This window comes from Exiguobacterium sp. UBA5002, from assembly GCF_002396765.1.
Classification (GTDB): Bacteria; Bacillota; Bacilli; order Exiguobacteriales; family Exiguobacteriaceae; genus Exiguobacterium_A.
Genome location: NZ_DGYQ01000030.1, coordinates 1 through 26,264, shown reverse-complemented (window position 1 = coordinate 26,264; position 26,264 = coordinate 1). Strand labels below are relative to the sequence as shown.

Genomic DNA, 26,264 nt, shown 5'->3' with positions numbered 1-26,264 from the left:
ATTGTCTCGCGTCAAGTTGCCCTTCGGGCAACGCTTTGGATGAGCCATTTTCTTAAATTTACGGCCATGAGGATGAAGCCGAGCTCACGCTTCACCTTCGCTTTTCCTCTCACAGAAAAGCGAGTGAAACTCAAATTAGCCTTCAGATATCCAAAAACTGGTTCCATGTCTATCTTCCGTTTCGCATAGAGGGATCCTGTTTTTTGATCTGAAAGCCATTTTTTCATCTGTTCTTTTTGTTCTTCCCATGAAGTGTTTATGTGTACCTGTCGGTGACGACCCTCTTTGGCCTTGGTACAACGGGAGCGAAACGGGCAGCCATCACACCCTTCGCTTTCATACACCTTGAAATCACGCGTGAATCCGTACCGATCTGTTCTCTTGGACATGTAACGGAATGTTACGTCCTGTCCATTAGGACACACAAAACGATCCGACCTTTCATCATAAGACCAGTTTACTGTGTTAAATGGATCATTGCGCCATTTTCGAGACTTTTCTTTTTCGAACATCGTATAAGGGATGAGTGGAATGCGCCCTCGGCGCATCAGAATATCCTGATAATTCTCCTGACTCCCATAGCCGGCATCCGCAACGATATGCGGTGGTAGTGGTAAATATGAGCTGATCTCATCTAAAAAGGGGAGTAACGTCCGGGCATCCGTCGGATTCGGATAAATATCATAAGCGAGTGTGTACTGTCCTTCGGTCGCGATTTGAACGTTATAGCTTGGCTTGAGTTGTCCATTTTGCATATGATCTTCCTTCATTCGCATGAACGTCGCGTCTGTGTCTGTTTTCGAATAGCTGTTCCGTCCAGCGAGCGTCCTCTTTTGGAGGGCGTATCTCTGTTTCCGCTCGATGAAATCTGTAATCTCCTTTCGAAGGAGACGTGGTTCCTTCCGTTCAGAACGTAGACGTTTTCTTTCTTGAGTATCCGAACTCGCCTCGATTTTTTGGTTGATGGAAGCGATATGTGCGTCTAAAGCTTCACCCATGTGTTCGAGTTCTGAGAGAGTGAGCTCGTCCGGGCTTTCTCGTTCAATTTCCGGTAGGATGTCTTGTTCGACGAGGTTGTCATAGATACGATTCGATTTGTCCACGAGAGACGAACTATGACGTTCGATCGATTTCCGCCAAACAAAGGTGTATCGGTTCGCATTCGCCTCTAGCTTTGTACCATCGATAAAGATGGCTTCTTCATTGATTTCTCCCATCTCGACAAGATGGCAACGGAAGGTAACGAAGGCTTGCTTCAAGATTGGAGTGACTGCGGGATGCACTCGAAAACGGTTGATGGTACGATAGCTCGGCGCATTCCCTTGCGCTAGCCACATCATCCGCAGACTATCGGATAGTAATCCTTCAATCTTCCGACCGGAGAAGACCGACTGTGTGTAGGCACATAAAATGATTTTCATCATCATCCGCGGATGATAAGCAGGGCATCCCGTCGTCCGCATGAAAGGATCGAAAACATCATCCGGAATGGATTCGACGAGATGATGGACAGCGAACGCGATATCATTTTCTTGAAGACGAACTTCTAAATCTAAGGGCAGAACCAGCTGGTTCATGTTATAATCTTTAAACATAAGGGCACCTCCGATGGTTATAGTTTAGTCACTTTAACTTTATCAGAGGTTGTCCTTATTTGTTTATTCAGAATCGGTTTTTCGTCATAGAACAAGGCCCTCGAAACGACTACACGTTTCGAGGGCCTTTCGTTTGTGAAACTGAGTTATGTCCCAGCCTCGTTTTACATATTTTATTCGTCCGTTGCTAATTTTTCTGCGAGGACCTCGTTGAGCTTTTTGTTGAACATCGGAGCAAAACTTTCCGCATACGTATTCGTCATATGGCTGTTATCGCGATAGATGACGACATTGCCGATAACGGGACGGTACTCGCCTTTGACGTGGAAGTAACGCGTCAAATCCAGCTTATGGAGCGACTGGTTCGTTTTTTCGAATTGTTTCCAATACGCCTCATCCGTTTGATTCGGTTGTGCGTTCATCTGTTTCGTCGTGTCAGCGATGCTTGTCGTCTCCAGTGCCTCGAGTACGTTAAAATCGTATCGTGGATTGTCCCGGAGTGCTAGACCTTCGATTCCATACTCGTCCTTGACGAACTGCATCTGGTCGACCATTTGTTGATGGATGCTGTCTTTTGAAGCATCTGCTGTTACGTGTGAGATGATCAAATCAACATCGGCATCTTTCAAGTAGTTCAAGACATTCTGATTCCAGATCCCTTTTAGGGAGTCCGGTTCATATCCGGTTGAAAAACGTGTTCCTGACCGCGTCAGGTTGAGTAAACGGATGTCCGTCCCTTTGATTGCTTCATGTAAGGCACCGAACCATTGCTCTGAGTGCGAGCTACCGACGAGTGCGATCGTTGCTTTATACTCCTTCGTCTTCCCGTATTCGCCGACCTTCGCTTCCGTCTTTTGTAGCCCTTGGTTGCTACCATCCGTATGGACGAGGGGTAAGTCATTGAAGACGTTCGCATATGACGGGAATGGGTCTTGCTTCGGTACAGACAGTGCCTGTTCAATCGCTAAGGCACCCGGATATTTATCCTTACTAACGGCTTGTTTCAGCTCTTGCTCTTCCATATAAGCGAATCCGAGTAATGATCCGAGTAACAAAACGTTGACCGTCAACAGCGCACCTAATTTCTTGAACGCTGTCCGATTGACGGTTGAAGTCCGGATCGGTTTTTCAATCCATTCCGTCATCAGATACGATAAGCCGATCGACGAGACAATAATCAATGTGCCGACGAGCAGGCCAGGTGTTTGTTGGACGTTGTAGCGATAGAACTCAAGCAGTACCCAGTGCCAGAGATAAATCCCGAAGGCAATCCCCCCAAGTTTGACCATTGGTTTAGATCCGAGGAATCGTTTTAATCCGAACCGTGTCTCTTGCGTCCCTGATAACACTGATAACACGATCATCAAGGCGCATGTCATCGGCCAGAGTGCGATATAACCAGGGAACATTTGCGAGACATTAAACAGGACGCCGGTCGTCAGCAAACCGATCAGACCAATCCAGCCAATGATCGTTGCCACCCCTTTCGGAATAAGGATCGCCGATAAGTTCACGCATAACAAACTGCCTAAGGAGAATTCCCAGACCCGTGTCGGCGTAATGAAATACGCCCATGGCTGATTGACTTCAGTCAGGTAGATCGAGTACGCGAGTGACGTGACGAACAAGAATCCAAGCAGACCATTGAGGACGGCTTTAATTGACCGAATCTGATATTTGTTCATCATCCATAAGATGAACGAAAACAAGACGAACCAAATCATATAAAACTGCCACTGGATCGATAGTGCCCAAAAATGTTCGACGGGTGACTTCATTTGCGTCGCGTCCAAGTAATCAGTACTTGAGACGGCGAGTTGCCAGTTTTGATAAAAGAACATCGAGGCGATGACTTCACGAATCGTTTTACCGAGAATCGATGCTGGTAATAAAAACGTACTTAATACCAAGACGACACCTAAGATGAATAAAACCGATGGCAACAGTCGTTTCAGCAACTTTGTCACATACGGAAGGAACTTGAACTCTCCTGTCCGGTTGATCGTCGAGATGATTGATGTCGTGATTAAAAAACCCGAGATGACGAAGAAGACATCGACACCACCTGAGACACGATTGAACCAAATGTGATACATTGCGACGAGTAAGGCAGCTACCGTGCGTAGCCCTTCGATTTCTGGACGAAACCGGCTTTCAATATCAATCCGTTTCTGACCAGATACTTTCCATTCTTGCATGCTTCTATGTCCCTCCATCTACTTCTACACCTACGAAACCTGATGATTGCAGCGCATTTCTTGTACAGTTCGGTATGTACTCACCATTTCGAGAAAACGTTTCCATTCACTATGATAGAACATATTTCAAAAAATACAATGCCAATGAACTATATTGCCGTAAGAAACTTGGAAAATATGTAAAGAAATGCATCGGGTGCAAATTACATTAGAAATCGATGCAAGTAGTCGTCAAAAATCCGTCGCATGACTTTCGGTGTGTTCTCGATATAGATCCGCATCTGTTCGACGTTTGCTTCGACAGCACCCTCGTTCTTCTCTTCTGTCGGAAAATCGGAGATGCCTTTGATGATGATACATTCGACAGCATTTTTCTGACAGATGTACGCGACAGCCCCCGCCTCCGTATCGGCAATCGTCAGACCGTTATCTCGCAGTTCGATATAGTCTCGCCACATGACGACAGCGCGATCAGCCGTTCCGATCGTTCCGAGATGAAAGTCGTTGCCATATTTTGAGACGTCGAGATTGACGATGAATGACGGTTTAATGAGTGGTTCAATCTCTTTGACCGTACAATCATATTGAACGGCACGATCTGGAACGATGATGTCAAGTACGTCGTACCTCGGGTCAATCCCGGCACACGTTCCGGCAACGATGACCTTCGTCAATGAGAAACGGAGGATCATATATTGATTCGCTCCGATGCCATTTACTTTTCGAACGCCTGTGCTGTAAAACAAGAGCGTTTCCCCTTTCATCTCGCGCGTAAAGTATTCACCATACGGATAGAAGATTCTTTCTTCAGGCGAGACATGAAAATATGCAATCGTCGCGTCGAACTCCCATGTGGTGGCGATGCTGATTCCAATCATCCTTCCTTACTCCTTTCGAGCATCCGCTAAAGACCGCTTTTTTTTCATCTAATCGAATTGATGATGTGTACGATAAGTTATATTCCTTGTGTTTAAAAGAAAATTCGCCCAAATTAGTACCTAGTACTAAAACCAAGTATAACATCTTTTTACAGGGAGGAACCATTTATGACTGCACATCATGCTCGAGTAACAGCAATCGGCTCTTACGTTCCAAATCAAATCATGACGAACCATGATTTAGAGAAACTAGTAGAAACAAATGATGAATGGATAGTGCAACGAACAGGCATCAAAGAACGAAGAATCGCGGGTCAGACTGAATCGACAAGTGATCTTGCCTATCAAGCAGCCATGAATTTAAAACAGCGTTACAATACAGAATTTCAAGATGTTGATATGATCATCATCTGTACGATGACACCCGATTTTAAGACACCAAGTACTGCATCATTGGTACAAGCAAAACTCGGTATCAATCATGCGGGTGTAATTGATTTGAACGCCGCATGTGCAGGATTTACATACGGATTACACCTGGCGAACGGGTTAATTTCATCTGGTCTTCATAAAAAAATTCTCGTCATCGGAGCAGAAACACTCTCTAACATCACTGACTATGCCGATCGAAACACATGCATTTTATTTGGAGATGGTAGTGGAGCGGTTCTTGTGGAACGCGATGAAGTCCAGTCTGACTTTATTTCATTCTACTTGAACTCGGAAGGGGAAAAAGGAGCCAGTCTCTATTGCTCGAACTTGTCAAATCACTTGTTCGAAGATCCTATCATTCCCACTAATAAACTCATCCAAAATGGACGCGAAGTTTACAAGTAGGCGGTCAGCACGGTTCCTCGTGGAATGAAACAAGTAGTGGATCAGGCATCGATGACTTTGGATCAAATCGATTGGTTCATTCCGCACAGTGCAAACCTACGCATGATTCAATCGATTTGCGAAAAAAGTAATGTTCCTTTTGATAAAGCGCTTTACAGTCTCATCCATTTCGGAAATACCTCCGCTGCATCCATTCCCTTATCTTTAGATATAGGTGTTACCGAAGGGAAAATCAAAACGGGTGACTTGCTTCTATTATATGGATTTGGTGGCGGTTTGACACAAGCTGGATTACTAATGAAATGGAGTCTGTGATTCATATAAGGAGGAAGTACAGATGCATCGTACTTCCTCCTTGTTTTTAATTCTGATGACGGACAAGCGTGGTAATATCCAGCCATTCATATGCTTCATCTTTAACCGTGACATTCCCAAAACGACTCTGGCGATGATCTATGTATTTACCTCCGAGTCGTTTGTAAAATGCTCGTCCCGACTCGTTCTTTTTCATTACCCAAACCAGCATCGAGAAGACATCTGCTTTCAGGAAATGAGCAGCGATAGTCGCCATCAATTTTTTGCCGATCCCTAAGCCGTGCGCTTCAGGTATTATATAGAGGGCAGATAACTCTCCTATCCGTACTCCATCATCAGCATGAATCTGAGCTGCTGCGAATCCCACTGTGATTCCCTGTTCGTTCAATACCACATATAGGAACGTATCTTGTGAGGAATCGTTCAAAAACTGTGTCCATTTTTGTTCAGCTCGTTGAACCGAGAGTTGTGTCAAATATACATCAGGTACTAAACCGGCGTATGTCGTCCTCCACGTATCAACGTAAATTTTTGCTATTACCTTCATGTCTTTGGACGTGGCTAAACGTATATTCAAGAATTTCATCCCCCTAGCATCGGTAGCTCATAGTACTACCATTATTTTCTCATTCACCTATCTTAGTCCCAAACCCGCACACGCTCAATGTCTGCTGTTCTCAAATAATCGAGTAGCTGTCCTGTATGCACTGCTTCATGATAAGCAATTCGTAACAGCATATCACCAAGCGAACGGACATAACCTGATTCGGAACGATCAATCTGGACCGTCGCTAAATCTGATTCCGGTAGTCGCCCGACATATGTCATGAATTCCTCCCGATAGACCTCCGCAAAGTCTAGCTCCTCTTGCACTGATACGAAGTCACGCCCTTCAAACGGAGACTCATACGACGATAGACTGCCTCCATTTTGTAAGGCTAAGTAATAATAATACTCGCTATCTAACACATGACGAATCATTTCCAAACACGTCATGGCGTTCTCATCCGGTTTCCAGTTCAGCTTATCTTCAGGAATCGAGCACCAGACTTTGATGCTTCTTCTTCTCACTTCATTTAAATTCCATACCATCCAATCTTTTGCGTTCATGATGTATCCTTCCTTTCGATGACGAATAAGTGTTCTCCTATCTCTATTTTGACAAAGCGATTTGAAAGTCCTTTTAAAAATAAAAACAGGAAGCCTCCGCAGATGTTTCCTGTTGTCGTCAATCGCTCACTTATTTTCTTCCTCAGACAATGCATCAATCTCTTTTTGTCTTAAAATTTCCGCAATCTGATGGTGGTCATTATCAAGTGCCGCATCACGCGCTGTCCGCCCGTCTTCATTTCGATGCAATGGATCGGCTCCATAAGAGAGAAGTAAACGGACAATCCGTTCATAGCCGTAAGCACTCGCTAATGCGAGGACTGCCGTATCTCCATCCGCGACGTTTTCCGCCTCGATGTCGGCTCCCGCCTTTAGAAGCACTTTGACCGCTTTCGGATGATTATTTCCGACTGCGAGATACAGCGGCGTGAATCCATCTAATCCGACAGCATCGACTTCTGCTCCTGCTTCCAGTAACAGCTGGACTTTTTTCGATTTACCTTCTTGCGCCGCATAATGGAGCGGTGTCACACCTTCCCCGTCATCGGTCCGTTGATGTAACAACTCGACATTCTGCGCTAGTTTCCGTAAGACTTTTTTATTGCCGGATCGCCCCGCTACTAAGTGAAGCGCTGAGAAGCCGTACTCATTTAAATCATGATGGGCACCCCGTTTGATCAATAGCAATGCAATGTCCGTCTTTTGATCATACAGCGCGATATGCAGCGGTGACATCCCGTCCTGATTCGGAAGGTTAACATCCGCCCCGTGATCGAGCAACAATTCGACGATCCGTAGGTACCCTTCCTGAATCGCCCAATGAAGCGCCGCAAATCCTTCTTCATCCAGTTCGTTCAGATCGTCACCACGTTCTATGCAGCGCATTACTTGTTTTCGTTTGCCCAAAAAAGCAGCATCTTGGATGAATCGTTTCGTCATGTCCGTTCGCCCCTCACCTGTTCCATTGTCCTCCTCATTTTACAACAAGAACCTGTTATAATGCGCGAAAACCATCCTACTTGAGGATGGTTTCGACGATTATTCAGCAGGGTTAGACTCATCGCTTATCAGTCGTTCGACCAAAAACACGAATATAATAGCTGATAGGATTCCAACTACGCCTGGTAAGACCGAAACGATGGAGTCATTGAAAAAGGATGTTGGAATGAGAAATTTGAGGATCCACCTCACACTATTGAGAAATGCAAGGGATATTAATAAAATTAAGAAGACCGTCGATTTCTCGACACCTGCAAAAAATGGACGTCCTGCGCTATTCGCTTTCTTTATACCTAGCCAAGATAACATTTTCATCTTCTCCGTTCTGAAAAAATCAAAATCGTTTGGCTATTCAAAACAAGATCTGATTACTATTCTGTGACTTTATTGCCAAGTCGATAAGTTTAAATCAAACAAAATTGCTACCGCTTGCTGGTGCTCATTTAAAAATAAGAATTGATAATTACGTGTATCCAAAAATAATGATTTCGTTTTACTTGATATTGGTACATTTAAATATAACTTTTGATGGATATGCATCACCTGATTCGAATCTAATTGAAAGTTAATCTTTACGACTTCAGGAGATTTTTTCAAAACAAACTTACTCAGTACATCTTGATTCATATTCGCAGCAAAACTAAAAGTTGGTTGGTTTTTTGTGTGTTTGAATATCTTAAATAAATGTTTGGATAACTTCATTTTCATTTTCAAATCAACACTATTACTGTCTATAAATTTAACCTGTAATTCTGTTCTTTTAAATTGATTACCTTGTATTTCAGAAACGTATTGATTAACTGATGTATACTTTTCTTCAGTTTTATTTTTTTTAGTAGTCTGTTCGTCTTGTTCAAACTTAAACGTAGCAATAATAAATAAAAGTATAAGTAAACATATTGCGCAGAAGATTACAATTTTTTTAATATAAAATTTGTTCATCTTTAGCTTTTAGCATAATATACACGAGTAGAATATTTTACATCTATTGCTTCCGATTTAGATAGTGAACCTCGTTTATATACAGATACTGTTCCCATCGTTTTGACTGCTTTCGATCCAAAACTAATATAAGTTGTGTGCTTTGGTGGAATAGTCCAAGTATATGATACAGAATCTACTGTAGTTGTACCAAAACTTACCTCTGCATTAAATTTAATCTTATCTTCAATTAATGGCATATTTAGTTTTACTGAAGCTTCAGCACCAATTTTCCCATTACAAAACTGACTTCTCGAGATAAGTTTTGTTACAGTATCAGATGTCTTCCCTCCATTTTTAAGCTCTGCTTTCCAGTCAATTTGCGTGTATTTTTTTGTTTGGTACGGACTATAATCACGTCCATCATAAGGAATGTAAGCTTTCCTAACTAAATCGACACTCTCATAGTCAGTCAATATAGGTTTATTATATTCATATTCTGTAACTTCAATATCACCAACATTGTCTTTAGTGATAGTTGCTTCGTCAATGTTAGCATTTGAGCTTGTTTCAACTGAATTAGCCTCTGCTAATACAAATTGAGAGCTTGAAATCAAAATACCTGTTACGACCGTTGGTACGAATAATTTTTTAAATTTCATTTTATTTACTCCTTTTTTTTACCTCTATATTTTAGTAGAAATACGCTACCAAAATATCTTATCACCTCATATCGAATATTAATTAACTGTATTAACGAATGAAGTAAAAAAATATTTGATTATATTACAATAAAATCTCTTTTACTTTATCTATTCAAAAAATCTGAATAAAAATAGCTAAATATGCTGTAAAAATTAAAAAATATCACAAAAATGAATTTAAGTTATATTATTTTTCTCGATTAACTTGTTAAATTCTAAATAAAACCACTCTGAATCATGTCAGAGTGGTCCATCATGTTAAATGTCTAGTGTCTTGATAAAAGCTTTCAGCTCGTCACGCATCTCTGCATCTTTCAAGGCATACTCGATCGTCGTCTTGACGAAGCCGAGTTTCTCTCCGACGTCATAGCGGTTGCCTTCGAAATCATACGCAAAGACTTGGCTATCCGCATTCAAGCGTTCAATCGCATCCGTCAATTGAATTTCGCCGCCCGCTCCTTCTCCTTGATTCGCTAGGTAGTCAAAGATATCCGGTGTCAGCACATAACGTCCCATGATCGCGAGGTTCGATGGTGCAGTGCCCGAAGCCGGCTTTTCGACGAATTTCTTCACGTCATACAGTCGTCCGTTTTGCGAGACAGGATCGATGATGCCGTAACGATGCGTCTCTTCCGGACGGACTTCTTGTACACCGATGACCGATTTCTCCGTCTGTTCGTAGACGTCCATCAATTGTTTGATTGCCGGATCATCCGACTCGACGATATCGTCCCCGAGTAAGACTGCGAACGGTTCGTTCCCGATGAATTGTTTTGCCGTCAAAATGGCGTGACCGAGACCTTTTTGTTCTTTTTGGCGGACATAGAAGATGTTCGCGAGGTTCGTCGAGAATTGAACCTTCTCGAGTAATTCCGTCTTCCCAGAGTTCTCGAGCGTGATCTCGAGTTCTTTTTGGTTATCAAAATGATCTTCGATGGCCCGTTTGTGTTTCCCCGTGACGATGATGATATCTTCGATGCCGGCTTTTGCCGCTTCTTCGACGATATACTGGATCGTCGGTTTATCGAGAATCGGTAACATCTCTTTTGGCATTGCTTTTGTCGCAGGCAAGAAACGTGTCCCGAGTCCTGCTGCCGGAATAATGGCTTTCGTGATTTTCTTCATAACGTTCATCCTCTTCATCGTTCAAGTAGTAGGTTTAGTTTAGTTGCTCAATTCTTCTAGTAATCGTCCGTAGTTCTTTACAGCCGTCTCGAGGTACAGTGATGGCTTCGTCTCAACGCGCTCGAGTGGTCGTTCGACGAGTTGCACCATCGCGGCAGCAAAAGCTTCCATATCGTTCGCTGGAACAAGGTAGCCGTTCTCGCCGTGGGCGATGATTTCGCGTGGTCCGTATTTGACGTCATAAGAAATGACCGGACAGCCGACATTGATACTTTCCATGACCGTCAGTCCAAATCCTTCAAATTCGCTCGTCAACAATGAGGCTTTCGATTCCCGAAACACTTCTGCCGGATTCGACGTGAAGCCGTGGATTTCGATATCGTCCTCTAAGCCGAGTTCCTCGATCAAACTCTCCATCATCGCCAGTTGCCCTTGTTCGTCCATGCCGTAGAGCACAAGCTTCGTCGCGTGACCGGATTGTTTGAAGATCGCATAACTCTTGATCAAATGATCCATCTGCTTTTGTAGACCGAATCGACCGATGAAACAAAATTGATCCTTGACCTGGTCACGTCGTTGCGTTTGTTCTGGGACGATGAAATGCGGAATGATGGAAATCTTCTCTTCCGGGATGTTATACCGTTCCAGGATGTCTTCTTTTTGGTGATTCGTCAGACTGATGAAACGTGTCACTTTATCGGATTCCGAGAACATCGTCGTATATGATCCTTTGACGGTCGTACCATCCAAGTGTGAGTTATGGATGACCATGACCCGTTTGACATCTGCTTTAATGTTGAGAATCGAGCGGTCCAGTAAACGCGCATCGACGAACAAGACATCACCGTCTTTAAACAATCGGTTGAAGTAATACTCAAACAAGTCCTTCTCTTTTTTGAACGCTTTGTACATTCTGCCGTTCCGGTATAACTGAATCAAGATGAGCTTCGGGCGCGCCATTTCATTGTAAAACTTCTTACAATAGACATTGCCTTCCGAATCATATAGCTCTTCCATCATCTTTCCATGATGGACCGGCGAATAAATCGTCTTCCGGTGCAATTGACCGTAGACGTTATATTCCCAGCGCTCGACTTTTTTACGGGAAGCGTTCGTCATGAAATCTTCGAATTCGACGACTTGCGTTTCAGGGTAATATTTACGGTAGAGGACATACTCATCTTCCTCATCATAATAACGAACGGCGTCACTGTTTTTTTTCTCGACGCTTTTCAATCCTTCGATTTCGCGCTCCGTTTCTTTGATGATCGGTTTGTTACGAAAACGAGTCGTTGGAATACTTAACAATTTGTAATCTGATAGCCAATCGTAGATATTTTCAAATTGTACTTTCGGACCGACCTTCTCTTCTGTTCGGAACAATTCGTAGACTTCCATGTAGTTGGCATTGTAGTTCGTCGTAACGATTGTTGAACCCGCGCCAAGTTCTTGTTCCATGAGCGCGATTCGACTCAATAACGACTTCGTTCTACCACCGTGTTTTGGTGGTAATGTCGATGTTACCGTATACAGCATCTGTCATTACTCCCCTTCACCCTTCAAGATTGATCCCTGTTTTTTTCTGTGAGTTCAACCTCTATATATAGCCGACTTTGCTTTTTCATAAACCTCTTGCGATACTAGTCGCATTTACCAATACAGTTTCTATTTATCTGCTTTTTTAAGAACAAAGTCAATCCGTTTTGCATAATATCCAATCATTGTCATGATTCTGCAACCAATGCTCTGTCGAAGATACGGTAACGTCTGTCTTTTCCCAATATCCTTCAGCAGTAGACTATACTGCAGTGGTTTCAATCAATCTACATCTTTGCAGAAATCGGAAGATATTGTATGGTAAGTGATGTTGTTTAAGAACGACTGAATCAGAGTATGAAAGGAAGCCACGCACCAATGAAAATCACTTGTCGTGATCATACGTTTTTGATCGAGAATCTTCCGCACCAAAGCCTACAGTTAGCGATCAATGAACAACTGATACCACTCCAAAAAATAGAGACAGCCTTTGTGCTATCGATTGATACATTGCTCGATATCTTCAAAAAAAAGAATCATCCTGTTAAATTCGTCGATGAATCCGGTACACCAATCTCGTTCAAACATCTTTCTGAGCCACTAGTCATCGCACCGAATAGTTACATCAAACAAGGGAAACATTCCTACTTCATTTTCATCGACCAAGACGATGAACTCAGTCTGATCTATAACAAAAAACCGTCCATCATGAATTTTTATGATCAAGACGTCCTATTTGAGGGCATCACTCGTCAAGACGACGTCCTTCTATTGAAGTTTTCGTTTCACTCGAAGTATTTCGAAGTGGAACAGCCGAGTTGTTTCATTAAGTTCAGACATCTGGAACAAAAAATCACCCTGCCGATTGAACGCTTCAGCGTCACACCAGTTGATGCTCGTCGCTTCAAGACAGAGGTCGAAGCCGTGATCGAACCAGAACTTGTCAATCATTTGCTTGGTGACCAGTATGACTACGAAATCCTTAATGTAAACATCTACGACCTATTGTTTGGCTTTTCGATTCGTGAGATGCCGATTTCTGGATTTACACCTCGGATTCGCCACTTTAAAAATCACCCAGAACTCTTGAACGATGAGCACTGGTTGCCGTTTAATGATCAATACGATGTGCTAGTCCGCCCCTATTCAACCGTGTCGGAACGTCTTGCGATGCGTCTGATCCCAGTACCGGTCGAGACTGTCGAGTATTACGCAGACCCTCACCCGTTACTTAGACTGGACCCTAAGAAGAAGACGATTATCTGTTTTGAATATCCGGATAAAGCACAAGATAACGGGATGATTTTCTTCAAGTATCTCGTCGACCAGCATCAGAAGCGCTTCAATATCTTCTACATCATCAGTCGGTCGAGTCCGGACCTCAAAAATCTTGTCGGATATGAGAACCATATCGTGTTCTACAAATCACCAGAGAACATCGAGGTCGTCCAAGCAGCAGACATTCTCTGCCATACGCATTCTTCAAGTTATGCCTTACCGTTCGCTACCTATCACACGGAAGCACTGATTCAAACGAAACAAAAGCTGTTCTTGCAACACGGTGTCATCGGGTCAAAAGATGTCAGTCATCTTTATGGAAAAAAGATGCCGCATCCATTTACCGACTTATTCGTCGTCTCCTCGGAGCGGGAAAAACAACTCATCGCCCGCGATTACGGCTTTCATCCTGACGAAATCATCGTGACGGGTCTCGCCCGATTCGATCAATTGGTCACGGAACGATCACGTTGGCTCAAGCGATATAAAAACCGGAAAAAGCTATTGATCATGCCGACGTGGCGACCGAAACTCGATACGTATCCAGACGAGCAGTTCATGGAAAGTGACTATTATCAAGAGTTTCAATCCTTAATCACGGACAAACAGTTGAAAAGTTTAGTGATGGACAACAAATATGAAATTTCGTTCTACCTTCATCGCAACTTCCAAAAATTCAGCCACTTGTTCCTCTCGGACTTCGTCGATGTCATCAGTCAGGATGCGTTCACAGTCAAGGAGTTGCTTGAAAATCATCATGTGTTGATCACAGATTATTCAAGTGTCGGTCTCGATTTTTCCTTGATGCACAAAAAGGTCATCTACTACCGCCCACCTGTCTTAGTTGGCGAAGATAATGCCGGCGAATCGACGGATTTGTTACCAGGAGATGTCATCGAAACAAGAGACGCCTTGATGGAGTCACTACGCGAATCGAAGATGCCTAAAAAGTTCAAACGTCACCTCAGTCACATCTATGCGTTTGACGATACAAAAGCAAGTAAACGGATTTTCGAAGCGATGCAACATCATTTTCAGCTATAACAAATGGAGCTGACTCAAAAAAGAATGACGCGTCTTTTCACGCCCTTTCCTCAGGCGAGACACAAGCCAGTTTTCCTGCTTCATTCAAGCAGGAAAGCGGGTCTTATTTGTCTCTGGCAGCGCATAATGCGCTTTTTCCTGTAGGAGTGGCGTGTGACGCGTCATTCTTTTTTTTACGAAATAAGGGTGGCAGATCATCATTCTGCCACCCTTTTCTTTGTAGAGACCAACTTTTGAGTCAGCTCTTTTTTTCATCGACGAAATTCCAATGAGATCCCGTCCGCAATCTGTGAGGACTGTTTTAACAACTCCCGCTTGACTGGATCAATCCAGTAATACTGAACACGTTCACCAAACGCAACGTGGACGCAAAGTGTCTCTACGTGTTCGCCTGATTCGGTCGTCAATCGATCGTGCCGCAAGGGTCGCACCTGAATCGGTACCGCAAGTCCTGAAACGGCACTAAAGCCACTAAACGAAAACGTCGAATCAACGGTTAGTGGTAATGCTCGCAATAACAATTCGATTGAAAACAGATCAACACTTTCGGTATGAATCGGTAGGACAGACTGCTCATTGCCTCGCGTAATTACGACTGCATTCGCTCGATACAACGCATGCACGGTTTGGACGCCATCTTGGTACTCGACGAATTCGAGTGGCGTATAGTCTTCTGCATCAATCGTCAGGCGGATTGCTCGATTGCCGATTTTTTCTGACACCAATTCTTGCTCCCGTACTAGGATGGATTGATGTGATGTCTTTTCTAACCGAATCGTTTCGTAGGTCTGTCCGATCTGAACCGATTTTCCTTGTTCTATCCAGTAGATCTGTTTTTCGTCTTGTCCCTCGATGAGGGGATAGGTCGTCCTTTTCCATTTCATATCTCTTTCTCCCTTCTTAAGAATCCGATGTAAGACAGCTGATGAACTGCTGCTTCTCGGACTTGCTCCGGCGTTTTCGCTGTCGTATCGATCGGATAGACCAGAAACTGTTTATACCATTTCTCTTCAAGTGCCCAGAGCGGTTGATGTTGTTCAAAGGATTGGCGAGTTCTTGTTTGATCGGCTAAAGACTAGAACGCGTTCCAGGGCAACAAAAAATCTTGAATGAAAGGCTCATTCAAGATTTTCTATTCATACCAATTTCTTCAGATGGAAACGTGATGCGTTATTGCTTGCTGTTTTTCGACATACTCAATCAAAATCGGCTGTTCCGGTGGATTGAGGTTTTCTGGTAGCTTATCCATAGCGAAAAAGCGTAATTCTGCGACTTCTGACGGATCCCGAACCATTTCACCCGTATAAGCTGTACACAGAAATGCCGAGATCACATTATAGACTTCATCCCCATGCGGATACTTATAGTAAAACGCATCACCCGAATAGACGTTCAATAATTCGAGATTCTCCGCTTCAAGACCGGTCTCTTCCCTTAATTCTCGTTTTGCTGTTTCTACGAGCGTCTCCCCGATCTCAAGCGCTCCACCAGCGAGTCCCCAGCAACCATTATCTTGCCGAAGTTGTAATAAGACTTCTTGTTTATCGTTGACGACGATGACACACGCTCCTGCCATGACGAGCGGTCGTGTGCCGACGAGTTTTCGTAATTCTGTAATGTATCCCATGTCATTCAGTCCTTTTCCATTTAAATCACTCTCGTTCGGACGCGCATCCGTTTGAGCCCCGTCAATAGGAGACACAACAAGATGATGCCCGAAACGAACAGTACGAACATATGAATCGTAAAGAGAGAACGGAAATCGATTACGGCAACATTCTGCTGCACCTCAATCCAACTACTTAGTATGATTCCACTGATTGCAAATAAGATGAGTACGCCGACCTGTCGACGTGTCAGCGAGACATATGTCAAAACGCGCATGCCTTCACGGATGACGAATGGTAGGAGAACGAGGAGTGCTGCGACCGGTAAGATGACCGGGTCACCGCCTTGCTGAATCGGCATCGAGCAGGTCAAATAGCCAAACAGAAAAAAGAAACCACATACGAACAATAATAATCCGAACGCGATACTCGCATTCACCGCTTTGTTCATCTTACTTCCCTCACTTTTTAGAATAATGAATTATGAAGAAACGGTACTTTGATGCCATACGCCCGCTGCATCAAGCCGGACCCGATGTCTGCCGTCGAGTTCCATCTCGATCGGACTGACCTTCGCCGTCTTCGGTGAGAACAACCATGTCCGACCTTCTGGGACGAGCAAGATATGCGTTCCATCCGCGACCGGTCCGAGGAAGTTGAGTGACGCGCCATTGAGCGGACGTTCCCGTCGCTCGACAACGCCGATTTCTGCTAACTGCTCACCCACTTCAAGCACATCTTTTACCGTCAGACTCATCTCACCGATTCCGAGAATGTCGGATACATCAAACGTCAGTTCCGCTTTAGAGGGATTGATTTGATGCCGCGCAATCAGCTCCAAGACGTTCTCATCCGGGTCATAAAAGTAACAGGAATGTGAGTCCGTGAAGTCAAAATAAATCTCGTCCTGTCCGTCTTCGATCAAGAGTGGTGTCCGCTCTACAAGCCACGCTTTACCTTGTTGGAAGACGTTTTCCGGAATGTTGAACGCCATATGGTATTGCGTATCAACATCGTCCGTCTGTTGATATGTCAGCTGATCGGTACCGATTTGCATCGTAAACGACTCATTCGTTTCCGAGACGAGCGGAAATCCGATCTGGTTTATGTAAAAAGCCTTCATCGCCGGTAGATGGCGTGTTACAAGAATGGTTTTCGAAATGTTCATACCATTAACCTTCCTTCACTTGCAGTAAAATTTATCAAAAAGTGATATGCTTTATTTTACCACTAATGGTAAAATCATGACGATATAAAAGTCTGATTTTTCAGATATATTTATACCCGAGAGGATGTTTTGATGAAATTATTAATCGCTCAACCGAAACGCGAGACCGGGCTCGAGCAATTCGAACGTGAAATCACCGCTTATCCTGAAGTCGACCTGATTGTCTACCCGGAAGGCTATTGTACGGTCGCAGAAATCGAACGCGTGCAACATCTTGCCAAGCAGTTCGAAACAGCAATCGTCCTTGGTTACAAAGATGAAGCGAATCTCGATCGCGCTGTCATCATCGATGCGACCGGGACGATTCTGCTTGATCGCGCCAAAACACCAGAAGCTGGACCGCTTTATACGCCTTCAACAGCAAACGACGGGTCGTTCCGCTATGGATACGTCCTCTGCCGTGAAATCTTCTTAGGAAAAGACGGACTACGCGAGGAATCCGGACTTGATCTCATCTTCAACCCGATTGGCGTCGGCATGTTCAGTGAAGAACAGTACGTTGAGTGGTCCGGTGAAGCACGTAGTATCAGTCAGGCGCAACAAACGCTCATGATCGGAACGAGTCATGCCGATGGTTCGTACCGCAACTGTGGTTTTTCGATTCCGATTGCCTTCATCTTTGACGAGACCGGTGAACCGTTGCTGTTGTCTCATAACGATACGCGGACACGTCTGTTTGATACGGTCACGCGCCACGTCGAAGTCGTCGGGACACCCTCTTTATCGTAAACGAACACACGCTTCTTCTGACCGGAAGAAGCGCGACATTCCTTCAGGAGGTGCTCATATGTTTCAAACTGGTCCTGCGTCATTCTTTTGGAAACGATACTTCTATGTCTTCTTTCCTTTATTCATCTTCGGCGTCAGTCACGAATCGTGCTTGATCGATAATCCGTTAGCTAACCTTGAGGACATCGGTGAGTTCGTCTTCTTCTTTTGCCTTTATCTGTTTAACTTTGCCGTCCTTGCCGCTCTTTTATCGAATCTGTGGTGGTTCTTCCTTCCGATAAAACCCGCTCATTCCGAAACCGATTTCTGATAGGAAACGAGTGTCGCCCGTTCATTGAGCGGTTGACTGACACCGGTCAATCGATAGCCCATCTTTTCATAGAAATAACAATTGCGTGTCTCTTCGCGAATCGCGTTCGCAGTTCCCGAGTCGCAGCAGTCGGTGGACCTTCATAGAATACGAATTCCGCTTCCGTGCGTTGTTCAATCGATCGTGCGAAGACCTGGTCTTGTTTCCATCTGTTTCGGACACGCTCCTCGCGTTGTTGTACGGTTTCTGCTTGGTTTTGTGACGTCATCTCTTGTTCGCTCCTTTAATCGGTAACTGAGAGAATACAAAAAAAGTCCGCCCCTTTGACAGGGACGGACTTCACCGCGATACCACCCATATTCCGTCGAGAATACTCGTTCTCGACAGCACTTAGTTGCACACTATCATGTGCATTCCATGTAACGGTGGACACCCGGTCACACTTACTGAATGGTTCAGCGTGACTTCTCAGAGAGGATCTTCATGATTGATCTGGCTTCCGGTTCTCAGCAATCCCGGTTTTCTGTAAGGCAGAGGGACAATCATTACTCTTTCTCGTCAACGAAATGATATGCTCTTGTTGTGGAGAATCTTACCATATGCCTTAAACACTGCACAATAACTTTTTACATTTTCTTGCAAAGGAGTTTTTTGAATGTTACATACTTTCCCAACGCTAAAAACGGATCGTCTCGTCTTACGCGAAGTGTTACCCGAAGATGCTACGAATGTCCTCGCTTATTTATCAGACGAACACGTCGTCAAACAGATGGGACTCGCCGCCTTTCAATCAGAAGCAGACGCGCTTGAAGAGATTGACTGGTACGCCTCGATTCGTCGTGAGGGTACGGGCATCCGGTTTGGGATCACGTTACATGAAGACGATGTCATCATCGGTAGTTGCGGTTTCTTGAATCAATCCGAACGCCATCAGCGGGCTGAAATCGGGTTTGAGTTGAACCCTGCCTATCAGGGACAAAGCATCGCGAAGGAAGCAGCGCTTGCGGTCATCTCATATGGGTTTGAGGACCTCTCTTTAAATCGTATCGAAGCACTTGTCTTGCCAGCAAATACTGCTTCACACCAATTGCTTGAACGGCTTGGTTTTCAGCGGGAAGGGTTGCTTCGTCAATATGAAAACTCGCGTGGTCAGTTCGATGATTTGTATATGTACTCGATTTTGCGGAGTGATTGGTCGTCTTAAAAAGATAATCTGTGAAATATCAAAAGTCGTTTAGATGGGTGAATCCGTCTAAACGACTTTTATACCGTTTTATCGATAAGATCTTGCTTTTAAAAATTCAATGATCGGCAACAGTGTCAGTCCGATCGCGAACAAAACGATCAATAACAGATTCGTTGATCCATGTAAAAAGTAATCGAGACAAATAAATCCAAAAATCAGGACGATCAGAATTTTGTAGCTAACGAGCCCACTCTCCGTCGTAATCTTTTCTCCAAGTTCATCATTCGGTGTCGGTCGACTGTCTTCTCCTGAACGTGCCCACGTAAAATACGAGAAGAACATGATCATCAAAATCGCCAATTGAACAATCGAGAAGAACGTTACGTTGTTTTCGATGATCATACTAATGATAGTAAGACTCGCCACTATCACGAGCGTCACTAAAAATAAACCCGTTTTTTTCTTAGACATCCCATTCCTCCTGTTCTGAAATGAACAGATGATCGACTTGTGTCTGTAAGACTTTGGCGATATTAAACGCTAATTGTAAAGTCGGATCATACTTGTTGTTTTCAATCGCATTGATCGTCTGCCGACTGACCTGACAACGGTCAGCCAGTTCTTGTTGCGATAATTTTGCCGCTAGACGTCGCTCTTTGATGTGGTTTCTCATGTCCATTCCTCCACGACGTGTCAAATTCTTTTTACATCTCTACTGTAATGAACTTCCATCCTCATGTCAAAAACATTTGACATGAGGATCATTAAAAAACACGTTCTGNNCAGAACGTGTTTTTTAATGATGGCTCAACCTCGTGGTGGAAATGGATCATGACCGTAAGAGTCTTTTTCACGAATCTGTCCTTCTTTATTATGGATCACAAGTTCCGTCTTTTGATTTTTAGCGATTCGACGACCTTCCGCAATCGCTTCTTTTTGTGTCGGAAAACGTTTCGTCGCTCGGTCAGCCCCATCTGCTTTTACCTGATATCCACCTTGCGGATGCGGGAGGACATGTTGATTTCGCTTCATTTGCTTTTCTCCTTCCCTATTACACTACATCACACTGGTGTGCATCCTGATGCCCGTTTTTTAATAAAATTTTTGCTTGGCATCGTAAGCACGTCATCAACCGGAATGATGTTTTTTTCTTATTGACGGCATGTCTGTGTAATTCGTTTTCATAGACGTGTCTTGCTTTGATTCGAGGAATTGCTTCACTTTCCATTTTGTTCCCTCTTCCCTCATCTTGTATTTTTTTCTATTTTACTTCTCCCCTAAATCATTCTGAGTAAATCTTTTTTTGAAAAAAACGCTCTATTTTACTGATTTCCACAAAAAAAATCGTCGAATAGTCCTGTTTAATAGCTATTTAAGTGACCGATAATTTAAATACAGCACTAGAATCCACGACGAGAGGAACATGCAACTTGAGTACACCTACGAATCAACACTCACTCCGAACACGTTTATTGACCATCATCAGCCTTATTTTGATTACTTTCTTTATTTTCAGTAGCATTGCACTTTACTTCAACACAAAACAAACCGCCATCTCCACCTTAAAGGCGACCGCTGAAAAAGACGCGCTTCGCATCAGCAAAACGTTCGATACAGCGAGCTATGCAGATTTTCTAAAATCTCCTAGCGCATCCGAACAGTATGAAACGTTACGATCTCAACTCGATACGTTACGAAAGCAAAACGGGCTCCTCTACACTTACACGGCCCGGGTCGACCAAAATATAGTCCGTTTATTGATTGACGGTCTACCGAAAAAAGATGCCGCAAAAATCGATGAACCGGCGAGTGGCGCAGAAGTCGCTGACATGAAGGACGTATTAAAAGGCGGAACACATGCAACTGACATCATCGATGACCCAATCTATGGCCAATACATGAGTGTCTATGTTCCGTTAAAGAATGCATCAGGGCAAATCATCGGAATTCTTGGCGTCGATATCGCTGCCAAAGAGGTCACCGCCCTAACGACAGATCTATTAAAACAAAATGCCCCTCTTTTCATCGGTTTATTATCATTATTACTCATACTGGCACTTGCCCTTCTGTATATCGTACTCGGACGGAAACTTCGTCCACTTGAGACATTACAAACAGTTGCCGCTTCGATTGCCGAAGGGCGTCTAGATCAGGCGAAACAGACGTTGACCGATCTAACGATTTCTTCAAAAGATGAAATCTATGCGCTTGCAATCTCGATTCGTGACATGAACGAGATGCTACGGACGATGATCGTCGATATCAAACAGACAGCAACTCTCGTCTCGACGACAAGTCAATCGATTGATCAAAGTACGACAGAAGTACTCGACGGATCGAAACAAATCGCCCATACGATGTCAGAAATCGCGACGGGGACCGAAAGTCAGACCCAAGTCACACTTTCATTGAATGACGAGATGAATCGGTTCGCAGGATTGATTGAGACGACGAACCAGTCTGGTGTCGAAATTCAAGGAACGACGGCTCAGATGGCAACATTGACACGAGTCGGACGGGATCAAATGTCCGCGTCCGTCGAGCAGATGCGCCACATTCACCAGCATGTCACGAAGTCCGCTGAACAGATCGATTTATTGAAAAAGCAGTCATCGGATATCCAAACGCTCGTCGGCATCATCCGCGGCATTTCCGAGCAGACGAATCTTCTTGCCCTCAACGCTGCAATCGAAGCAGCACGGGCCGGTGAACAAGGCAAAGGATTTGCTGTCGTCGCCACAGAAGTCAAGAATCTCTCTAGCCACGTCGCAAGTAGTGTCAGTGAAATCGCGACAATCGTCACATCGATCGAAGCCAGTGCGCAACAGATGCAGCACAGCTTTAAGACAACGGTCGAAGCAACAGCATCCGGTGAACAGATCGTCCTTGATACGGATACGACGTTCGAACGGTTGACGGATCAAGTCACGCACGTCTCGTCCGCAACACAACAGATGACGCAACAGATGGAAGATGTCTTGCAAGCAGAACGGTTCATTCGAAATGCCTTGACGGAAATCGCGACTGTCGCGGAAGAACATACAGCGAGTAATGAAGAAGTCGCTGCTGCGTCTGAACAGATGATTGCGACGATCACGACGTTGCATACGCTCGTCAGTGATTTAAACGCACGAACGGAACATTTAGAACAGGAAGCCCGTCGCTTCGAGATTTGATGTCTCATCATTTGTCATGTCTTGGTTCTCACTTTATACTGGTATGAATATACATATGAAGGAGTCGAACCACATGTCCCATTATGATGTCATCATCGTCGGTGCCGGATCCATGGGGATGGCAGCCGGCTACTATCTCTCACGAACCGATCAAAAAATTCTCCTGTTAGATGCCCATAATCCGCCGCATGATCAGGCGAGCCATCACGGGGAGACACGAATCATTCGCCATGCCTACGGGGAAGGTGAATCCTACGTACCACTGGCGTTAGCCGCACAACGCCTTTGGTATGAGTTAGAACAGATCTGCGGTCGGAGCCTGTTTCTGAACACCGGAGTCTTGAATGCCGGTCAACGCTCGTCCCGTTCGATGCAGACGATCATCAGGAGTGCTGCGCAATACGATTTGCCGCTCGAAGTCCTGACGGCTGACGAAATCAGCACCCGCTGGTCCGGCTTAACGATGCCCGACGATTATATCGGTTGCTTTGAACCAACGTCTGGTGTGTTGAAATGCGAGGATTGTATTGAAGCGTATCGCGATCTTGCTGTCGCGAACGGTGTCGACATCCGGACGAATGCGAAAGTGACGACGCTTACCGCCCACGCTCATGGTGTGGACGTAACCGTCGGATCAGACACCTACTCAGCTGACGCATTAATCGTCGCAGCCGGTGCTTGGTCTGGTCCATTGCTCGAACAAACTGGACTCTCCTTACCGCTACGCCCGGTCCGTAAGACGTTCGCCTGGTTCGAAGCAGCGGAAGAGGTATTCAACGACGCGGTGTTCCCGGCCTTCGCCTTTGATACACCCGCTGGTTATTATTACGGTTTTCCAAGTATCGCTCAAGCCGGTCTGAAAATCGGACTTCACGACGGCGGGATTCCCGTTGATCCGAATCAACCACGCCGTCCATTCGGTCAAGAGACGGGTGATCTGGCTGATTTACGACAGTTCACGAACACGTTCATGCCCTCGATCGATACTTTAGCTCACGGCAAGACGTGTCTCTATACGATGACGCCAGATGAGGACTTCATCATTGATTTGCACCCGGATTATCCGCAGATCGCGATCGCCGCCGGCTTTTCCGGTCACGGGTTCAAGTTCAGCAGCTTAGTTGGAAAAGTACTCAGTGAATTAATCACGGAACAATCGACGACCGAACCAATCGGACCTTTTGCGATTGAACGTTTTGCGAAATACAGCATATAAAACAATAAAGACCGGCAACGAAAATTCGTTGTCGGTCTTCTCTATCAACGGTATGATGTCACACCGTTTCATTTGATTCTTGCTGATTTTGTGCAGCTAGCTTTTCACGCTGTTTTTTCTCATCTTCAGTCCACCAGCCGTGGCTTAAAAAAACTAATCCAACGATTAATGCACTGATTGGAAAATACGTTAAGCCATACTCTCCAAGGTTTTCTCCTAGAAATTCTGGAGATAATTCAATATACGCTCGGAACATCTGAACGATGAAGAATAAGAAAAAGCTTGTAATGAGTGCATATGTACCGTAGCGATAACTTGTATTTTTCATGTGAAGACTCCTTTCTAACACATACTCTAATGTAAATCATTCAAGGAACATATCAGATTCCCTCTTTTTACATTATCGTTTTTAAGAATGTTTCCAAAAACATGCTAAGATAGTTTTAGAATCTCATTCGTAAAGGAGTGGAACATGACGTGAACTTTAACTTATTCAAAAATCATGTCCGGTTTAAGATTGCGCTTGAATTGATTGATCTTGAAGACGGCTTATCGATCATGCAACTGAATCAACGCTTAACGGATGTACCGCAGTCGACCTTATACCGGCAAGTCAATGCGATGATGGACGATCAGTTGTTGAAGGTCGTCGCTGTCCAGCGCGTCGGAAAAGTCGAGGAGAAAATTTATGCCTTGAACACGAGTCGTTACCAGATCAGCGAGGCGGACTGGAACAGTGCATCGTACGACGAAAAAGTGAATTTCGTCTCGTTCTACTTCATGTATGTCTTACAGCAGTACCAGACGTACTTCGAACAGACCGTTCAAACGCAAGGTCAGGACCATTCGACGTTCTCGATCGCGAAATTGCACCTGACGGATGAAACCTTCAATGATTTTCAACAGGACATGCAGACACTGCTCGAAAAATATCATCACCTAGAGGCAGAAGACCAGGCAACTGAACGGACCGTCTCACTGGTCATCTTGCCGTAGACACTCTCCGAATTCAGGAGGGTTTTCTACGACACAACTTTATTAGGGAGCGAAATGAAGACCATGAAACGAATCAAAGAAGACCTTGATGAAACGATAATGGATACGTTAAACAATACCTTCACCAAATGGAATCTCGAGAACATACATAAAGAACAGCTACTAAAGATTGGTGAAGGAGCTTGGCACTCTGTTTATAGAGTAACTAGGTCAGAGGATCAAGACCTTGTGATCCGACTAAAAAAGAATGAGGCTTATGGGGAGTTGCAACAAATTGATGAACAAGAGTTGACTACAGAGTATGAGTCAACGAAAGCTTATTATCTACACGCCAATAAAAGTAATCAAACAGTTTGCCCTAACTTTTATCAGTACTTCATTGAGAAAGACTTGGTGTTTACAGTAGAAACTTTCATGGGAAGCGGAACAGACCTATTGTTACTCGATCAGGACAAGGCACATTCTTACGGTACGAAATTAGGGAGAATTTATCACAATATACATAACTATAAAACCTCTATTGCAGGCTTCGGAGAACTGCACTGGAACGGGAAGACTCTACAAGGTAGCGATTTAAGAAACGAGGATGAATTATGGTTGGAAGAAAATGAACACGTCTTAACCACCTTAAATATGCTCATTCACTCTAGTCTTTGCTTTGATAAAGAAAAAGTCGGTAAACATATTCATGCTTTACTTGAAAATAGACGAACTCAGGTTCAAAACATCTCTCTCGTGAATCAAGATGTAACACCAGAAAATTTAATTTTAACTGATGAACACATTGCAATCATTGACCCGTTTCCAAGATTGGACTTTGATTTGAAATATGCAGCTTACTTTGTTTTTTGTTACATTTTTTTGTTACCAGCCTTTTCAAATGCTCCACGATACATAAATCAAGCGTATAAAGAAAAAAGTTATGTTCTTAACAAAATAGCTGATGGATTCATAAGCGGATATTGCTCTAACGTGGTTGGAGACGAACGCACCACGCAAACTCGACGATTACTGGATGAGTATACACTATGGATATTGCAAGAAGCGTATGAGCACTTCGACATTCTACATCAGTTTCATCTCACTCATAAAACAACGCAACAGATGGGGAATCGAGAAATGATAACTGCTCGGTTGCATTTATGCCTCGAAGAATTAGAAAAATGGTGTACGGAATAAGAATAGAGGCTGACGTAAACTTTAGTCTCTACAAAGATAAAAAGAATGATGCTTTACACGCCACTCCTACAGGAATAAGCGCATTTATGCGCTGTCA

At 44.1% G+C, this 26,264-nt stretch carries 26 protein-coding genes, 2 pseudogenes and 1 other annotated feature; of the genes and pseudogenes, 9 read left to right on the top strand and 19 right to left on the bottom strand.

The window, feature by feature from the left end; translation table 11 throughout:
• Positions 1-44: 44 nt before the first annotated feature.
• The 3 genes and pseudogenes from B4C70_RS09365 to B4C70_RS09355 form a co-directional block, all read right to left on the bottom strand.
• Positions 45-1,595: pseudogene (locus B4C70_RS09365) on the bottom strand (IS1182 family transposase); the annotation flags it as partial.
• 173 nt (positions 1,596-1,768) lie between these two features.
• Positions 1,769-3,793: an acyltransferase family protein gene (locus B4C70_RS09360; protein ID WP_290778732.1), complete on the bottom strand. Its 2,025-nt coding sequence runs from the start codon at positions 3,791-3,793 to the stop codon at positions 1,769-1,771.
• Between the two features lie 203 nt (positions 3,794-3,996).
• Positions 3,997-4,671: a permease gene (locus B4C70_RS09355; RefSeq protein WP_214729756.1), complete on the bottom strand. Its 675-nt coding sequence runs from the start codon at positions 4,669-4,671 to the stop codon at positions 3,997-3,999.
• Between the two features lie 168 nt (positions 4,672-4,839).
• Between B4C70_RS09355 and B4C70_RS09350 the strand changes: the two are divergent.
• Positions 4,840-5,823, top strand: a pseudogene (locus tag B4C70_RS09350) (ketoacyl-ACP synthase III).
• A 46-nt stretch (positions 5,824-5,869) separates the two neighbouring features.
• Here B4C70_RS09350 and B4C70_RS09345 read toward each other — a convergent pair.
• The 7 genes from B4C70_RS09345 to B4C70_RS09315 form a co-directional block, all read right to left on the bottom strand.
• Positions 5,870-6,400 (bottom strand): GNAT family N-acetyltransferase, encoded by a 531-nt coding sequence (locus B4C70_RS09345; RefSeq protein WP_290778729.1) that lies wholly within the window; start codon positions 6,398-6,400, stop codon positions 5,870-5,872.
• A gap of 62 nt (positions 6,401-6,462) precedes the next feature.
• Complete coding sequence (locus B4C70_RS09340) at positions 6,463-6,933, bottom strand: DinB family protein (RefSeq protein WP_290757038.1); 471 nt, start codon at positions 6,931-6,933, stop codon at positions 6,463-6,465.
• 126 nt (positions 6,934-7,059) lie between these two features.
• The gene (locus B4C70_RS09335) at positions 7,060-7,872 is read right to left on the bottom strand and encodes an ankyrin repeat domain-containing protein (protein ID WP_290778727.1); all 813 of its coding nucleotides are present in this window, start codon (positions 7,870-7,872) and stop codon (positions 7,060-7,062) included.
• Between the two features lie 444 nt (positions 7,873-8,316).
• Entirely contained in the window at positions 8,317-8,874 is a 558-nt protein-coding gene (locus B4C70_RS09330) for a hypothetical protein (RefSeq protein WP_290778726.1), read from the bottom strand.
• Positions 8,875-8,876: 2 nt separating this feature from the next.
• Positions 8,877-9,515, bottom strand: coding sequence for a hypothetical protein (locus B4C70_RS09325; RefSeq protein ID WP_290778724.1), 639 nt, complete (start codon positions 9,513-9,515; stop codon positions 8,877-8,879).
• 300 nt (positions 9,516-9,815) lie between these two features.
• Positions 9,816-10,682: a UTP--glucose-1-phosphate uridylyltransferase GalU gene (gene galU / locus B4C70_RS09320; RefSeq protein WP_290778722.1), complete on the bottom strand. Its 867-nt coding sequence runs from the start codon at positions 10,680-10,682 to the stop codon at positions 9,816-9,818.
• Positions 10,683-10,721: 39 nt separating this feature from the next.
• Positions 10,722-12,218: a glycosyltransferase gene (locus B4C70_RS09315; RefSeq protein ID WP_290778720.1), complete on the bottom strand. Its 1,497-nt coding sequence runs from the start codon at positions 12,216-12,218 to the stop codon at positions 10,722-10,724.
• Between the two features lie 378 nt (positions 12,219-12,596).
• Between B4C70_RS09315 and B4C70_RS09310 the strand changes: the two genes are divergently transcribed.
• Positions 12,597-14,540, top strand: coding sequence for a CDP-glycerol glycerophosphotransferase family protein (locus B4C70_RS09310; protein ID WP_290778718.1), 1,944 nt, complete (start codon positions 12,597-12,599; stop codon positions 14,538-14,540).
• A 251-nt stretch (positions 14,541-14,791) separates the two neighbouring features.
• Here the strand turns inward: B4C70_RS09310 and B4C70_RS09305 are convergent, their stop codons facing one another.
• The 4 genes from B4C70_RS09305 to B4C70_RS09290 all read right to left on the bottom strand — a co-directional run bounded on the left by B4C70_RS09305 (position 14,792) and on the right by B4C70_RS09290 (position 17,315).
• A complete protein-coding gene (locus B4C70_RS09305) occupies positions 14,792-15,424 on the bottom strand; it encodes a hypothetical protein (RefSeq protein WP_290778716.1) in 633 nt (210 codons plus the stop codon).
• Positions 15,425-15,690: 266 nt separating this feature from the next.
• Entirely contained in the window at positions 15,691-16,167 is a 477-nt protein-coding gene (locus B4C70_RS09300; RefSeq protein ID WP_290778713.1) for an NUDIX hydrolase, read from the bottom strand.
• A 20-nt stretch (positions 16,168-16,187) separates the two neighbouring features.
• On the bottom strand, positions 16,188-16,598 hold the full coding sequence (locus B4C70_RS09295; RefSeq protein WP_290778711.1) for a hypothetical protein: 411 nt from the start codon (positions 16,596-16,598) through the stop codon (positions 16,188-16,190).
• A 30-nt stretch (positions 16,599-16,628) separates the two neighbouring features.
• Positions 16,629-17,315 (bottom strand): glyoxalase, encoded by a 687-nt coding sequence (locus B4C70_RS09290; protein ID WP_290778709.1) that lies wholly within the window; start codon positions 17,313-17,315, stop codon positions 16,629-16,631.
• 132 nt (positions 17,316-17,447) lie between these two features.
• Here B4C70_RS09290 and B4C70_RS09285 point away from each other — a divergent pair, with 132 nt between their 5' ends.
• Both B4C70_RS09285 and B4C70_RS09280 read left to right on the top strand, forming a co-directional pair.
• Positions 17,448-18,104 carry a hypothetical protein gene (locus B4C70_RS09285; protein WP_290778707.1) on the top strand — a complete coding sequence of 219 codons (657 nt, stop codon included), beginning with the start codon at positions 17,448-17,450 and terminating at the stop codon, positions 18,102-18,104.
• A 58-nt stretch (positions 18,105-18,162) separates the two neighbouring features.
• A complete protein-coding gene (locus B4C70_RS09280; RefSeq protein ID WP_290778705.1) occupies positions 18,163-18,414 on the top strand; it encodes a hypothetical protein in 252 nt (83 codons plus the stop codon).
• Between the two features lie 46 nt (positions 18,415-18,460).
• Here B4C70_RS09280 and B4C70_RS09275 read toward each other — a convergent pair whose 3' ends face one another.
• A complete protein-coding gene (locus B4C70_RS09275) occupies positions 18,461-18,682 on the bottom strand; it encodes a hypothetical protein (protein WP_290778703.1) in 222 nt (73 codons plus the stop codon).
• Positions 18,683-18,739: 57 nt separating this feature from the next.
• Positions 18,740-18,985: a binding site (T-box leader), on the bottom strand.
• An 84-nt stretch (positions 18,986-19,069) separates the two neighbouring features.
• On the opposite strand from B4C70_RS09275, the gene B4C70_RS09270 reads away from it, so the two are divergent.
• A complete protein-coding gene (locus B4C70_RS09270) occupies positions 19,070-19,618 on the top strand; it encodes a GNAT family N-acetyltransferase (RefSeq protein WP_290778701.1) in 549 nt (182 codons plus the stop codon).
• A gap of 69 nt (positions 19,619-19,687) precedes the next feature.
• On the opposite strand, the gene B4C70_RS09265 is transcribed toward B4C70_RS09270, so the two are convergent.
• The 3 genes from B4C70_RS09265 to B4C70_RS09255 form a co-directional block, all read right to left on the bottom strand.
• Positions 19,688-20,071 (bottom strand): hypothetical protein, encoded by a 384-nt coding sequence (locus B4C70_RS09265; protein WP_290778697.1) that lies wholly within the window; start codon positions 20,069-20,071, stop codon positions 19,688-19,690.
• Positions 20,064-20,273, bottom strand: coding sequence for a helix-turn-helix transcriptional regulator (locus tag B4C70_RS09260; protein ID WP_023468028.1), 210 nt, complete (start codon positions 20,271-20,273; stop codon positions 20,064-20,066). Before B4C70_RS09260 ends, B4C70_RS09265 begins: the two co-directional genes overlap by 8 nt.
• Positions 20,274-20,407: 134 nt before the next feature.
• Complete coding sequence (locus B4C70_RS09255; RefSeq protein ID WP_290778695.1) at positions 20,408-20,632, bottom strand: DUF2188 domain-containing protein; 225 nt, start codon at positions 20,630-20,632, stop codon at positions 20,408-20,410.
• 398 nt (positions 20,633-21,030) lie between these two features.
• On the opposite strand from B4C70_RS09255, the gene B4C70_RS09250 reads away from it, so the two are divergent.
• Together B4C70_RS09250 and solA are read left to right on the top strand one after the other, a co-directional pair.
• Positions 21,031-22,776 carry a methyl-accepting chemotaxis protein gene (locus tag B4C70_RS09250; protein WP_290778692.1) on the top strand — a complete coding sequence of 582 codons (1,746 nt, stop codon included), beginning with the start codon at positions 21,031-21,033 and terminating at the stop codon, positions 22,774-22,776.
• A 73-nt stretch (positions 22,777-22,849) separates the two neighbouring features.
• Positions 22,850-23,992 carry an N-methyl-L-tryptophan oxidase gene (gene solA / locus B4C70_RS09245; RefSeq protein ID WP_290778691.1) on the top strand — a complete coding sequence of 381 codons (1,143 nt, stop codon included), beginning with the start codon at positions 22,850-22,852 and terminating at the stop codon, positions 23,990-23,992.
• Between the two features lie 58 nt (positions 23,993-24,050).
• On the opposite strand, the gene B4C70_RS09240 is transcribed toward solA, so the two are convergent.
• Positions 24,051-24,320, bottom strand: coding sequence for a hypothetical protein (locus B4C70_RS09240; RefSeq protein WP_290778688.1), 270 nt, complete (start codon positions 24,318-24,320; stop codon positions 24,051-24,053).
• A gap of 149 nt (positions 24,321-24,469) precedes the next feature.
• On the opposite strand from B4C70_RS09240, the gene B4C70_RS09235 reads away from it, so the two are divergent.
• On the top strand, positions 24,470-24,988 hold the full coding sequence (locus B4C70_RS09235) for a transcriptional regulator (protein WP_290778686.1): 519 nt from the start codon (positions 24,470-24,472) through the stop codon (positions 24,986-24,988).
• A 63-nt stretch (positions 24,989-25,051) separates the two neighbouring features.
• Positions 25,052-26,167, top strand: a complete 1,116-nt coding sequence (locus tag B4C70_RS09230) for a hypothetical protein (RefSeq protein ID WP_290778684.1) — start codon at positions 25,052-25,054, stop codon at positions 26,165-26,167.
• Positions 26,168-26,264: the final 97 nt, after the last annotated feature.

What these genes read in the sequence shown, in the direction of transcription:
- B4C70_RS09280 (WP_290778705.1), top strand. Translation starts at nt 18,163, where the DNA reads ATGTTTCAAACTGGTCCTGCGTCATTCTTTTGGAAACGATACTTCTAT.
- B4C70_RS09275 (WP_290778703.1), bottom strand. Translation starts at nt 18,682, where the DNA reads ATGACGTCACAAAACCAAGCAGAAACCGTACAACAACGCGAGGAGCGT.
- B4C70_RS09270 (WP_290778701.1), top strand. Translation starts at nt 19,070, where the DNA reads ATGTTACATACTTTCCCAACGCTAAAAACGGATCGTCTCGTCTTACGC.
- galU (WP_290778722.1), bottom strand. Translation starts at nt 10,682, where the DNA reads ATGAAGAAAATCACGAAAGCCATTATTCCGGCAGCAGGACTCGGGACA.
- B4C70_RS09335 (WP_290778727.1), bottom strand. Translation starts at nt 7,872, where the DNA reads ATGACGAAACGATTCATCCAAGATGCTGCTTTTTTGGGCAAACGAAAA.
- B4C70_RS09285 (WP_290778707.1), top strand. Translation starts at nt 17,448, where the DNA reads ATGAAATTATTAATCGCTCAACCGAAACGCGAGACCGGGCTCGAGCAA.
- B4C70_RS09305 (WP_290778716.1), bottom strand. Translation starts at nt 15,424, where the DNA reads ATGAAATGGAAAAGGACGACCTATCCCCTCATCGAGGGACAAGACGAA.
- B4C70_RS09325 (WP_290778724.1), bottom strand. Translation starts at nt 9,515, where the DNA reads ATGAAATTTAAAAAATTATTCGTACCAACGGTCGTAACAGGTATTTTG.
- B4C70_RS09330 (WP_290778726.1), bottom strand. Translation starts at nt 8,874, where the DNA reads ATGAACAAATTTTATATTAAAAAAATTGTAATCTTCTGCGCAATATGT.
- B4C70_RS09355 (WP_214729756.1), bottom strand. Translation starts at nt 4,671, where the DNA reads ATGATTGGAATCAGCATCGCCACCACATGGGAGTTCGACGCGACGATT.
- B4C70_RS09300 (WP_290778713.1), bottom strand. Translation starts at nt 16,167, where the DNA reads ATGGGATACATTACAGAATTACGAAAACTCGTCGGCACACGACCGCTC.
- B4C70_RS09310 (WP_290778718.1), top strand. Translation starts at nt 12,597, where the DNA reads ATGAAAATCACTTGTCGTGATCATACGTTTTTGATCGAGAATCTTCCG.
- B4C70_RS09265 (WP_290778697.1), bottom strand. Translation starts at nt 20,071, where the DNA reads ATGTCTAAGAAAAAAACGGGTTTATTTTTAGTGACGCTCGTGATAGTG.
- B4C70_RS09340 (WP_290757038.1), bottom strand. Translation starts at nt 6,933, where the DNA reads ATGAACGCAAAAGATTGGATGGTATGGAATTTAAATGAAGTGAGAAGA.
- B4C70_RS09295 (WP_290778711.1), bottom strand. Translation starts at nt 16,598, where the DNA reads ATGAACAAAGCGGTGAATGCGAGTATCGCGTTCGGATTATTATTGTTC.
- B4C70_RS09315 (WP_290778720.1), bottom strand. Translation starts at nt 12,218, where the DNA reads ATGCTGTATACGGTAACATCGACATTACCACCAAAACACGGTGGTAGA.
- solA (WP_290778691.1), top strand. Translation starts at nt 22,850, where the DNA reads ATGTCCCATTATGATGTCATCATCGTCGGTGCCGGATCCATGGGGATG.
- B4C70_RS09360 (WP_290778732.1), bottom strand. Translation starts at nt 3,793, where the DNA reads ATGCAAGAATGGAAAGTATCTGGTCAGAAACGGATTGATATTGAAAGC.
- B4C70_RS09240 (WP_290778688.1), bottom strand. Translation starts at nt 24,320, where the DNA reads ATGAAAAATACAAGTTATCGCTACGGTACATATGCACTCATTACAAGC.
- B4C70_RS09260 (WP_023468028.1), bottom strand. Translation starts at nt 20,273, where the DNA reads ATGAGAAACCACATCAAAGAGCGACGTCTAGCGGCAAAATTATCGCAA.
- B4C70_RS09230 (WP_290778684.1), top strand. Translation starts at nt 25,052, where the DNA reads ATGAAACGAATCAAAGAAGACCTTGATGAAACGATAATGGATACGTTA.
- B4C70_RS09255 (WP_290778695.1), bottom strand. Translation starts at nt 20,632, where the DNA reads ATGAAGCGAAATCAACATGTCCTCCCGCATCCGCAAGGTGGATATCAG.
- B4C70_RS09290 (WP_290778709.1), bottom strand. Translation starts at nt 17,315, where the DNA reads ATGAACATTTCGAAAACCATTCTTGTAACACGCCATCTACCGGCGATG.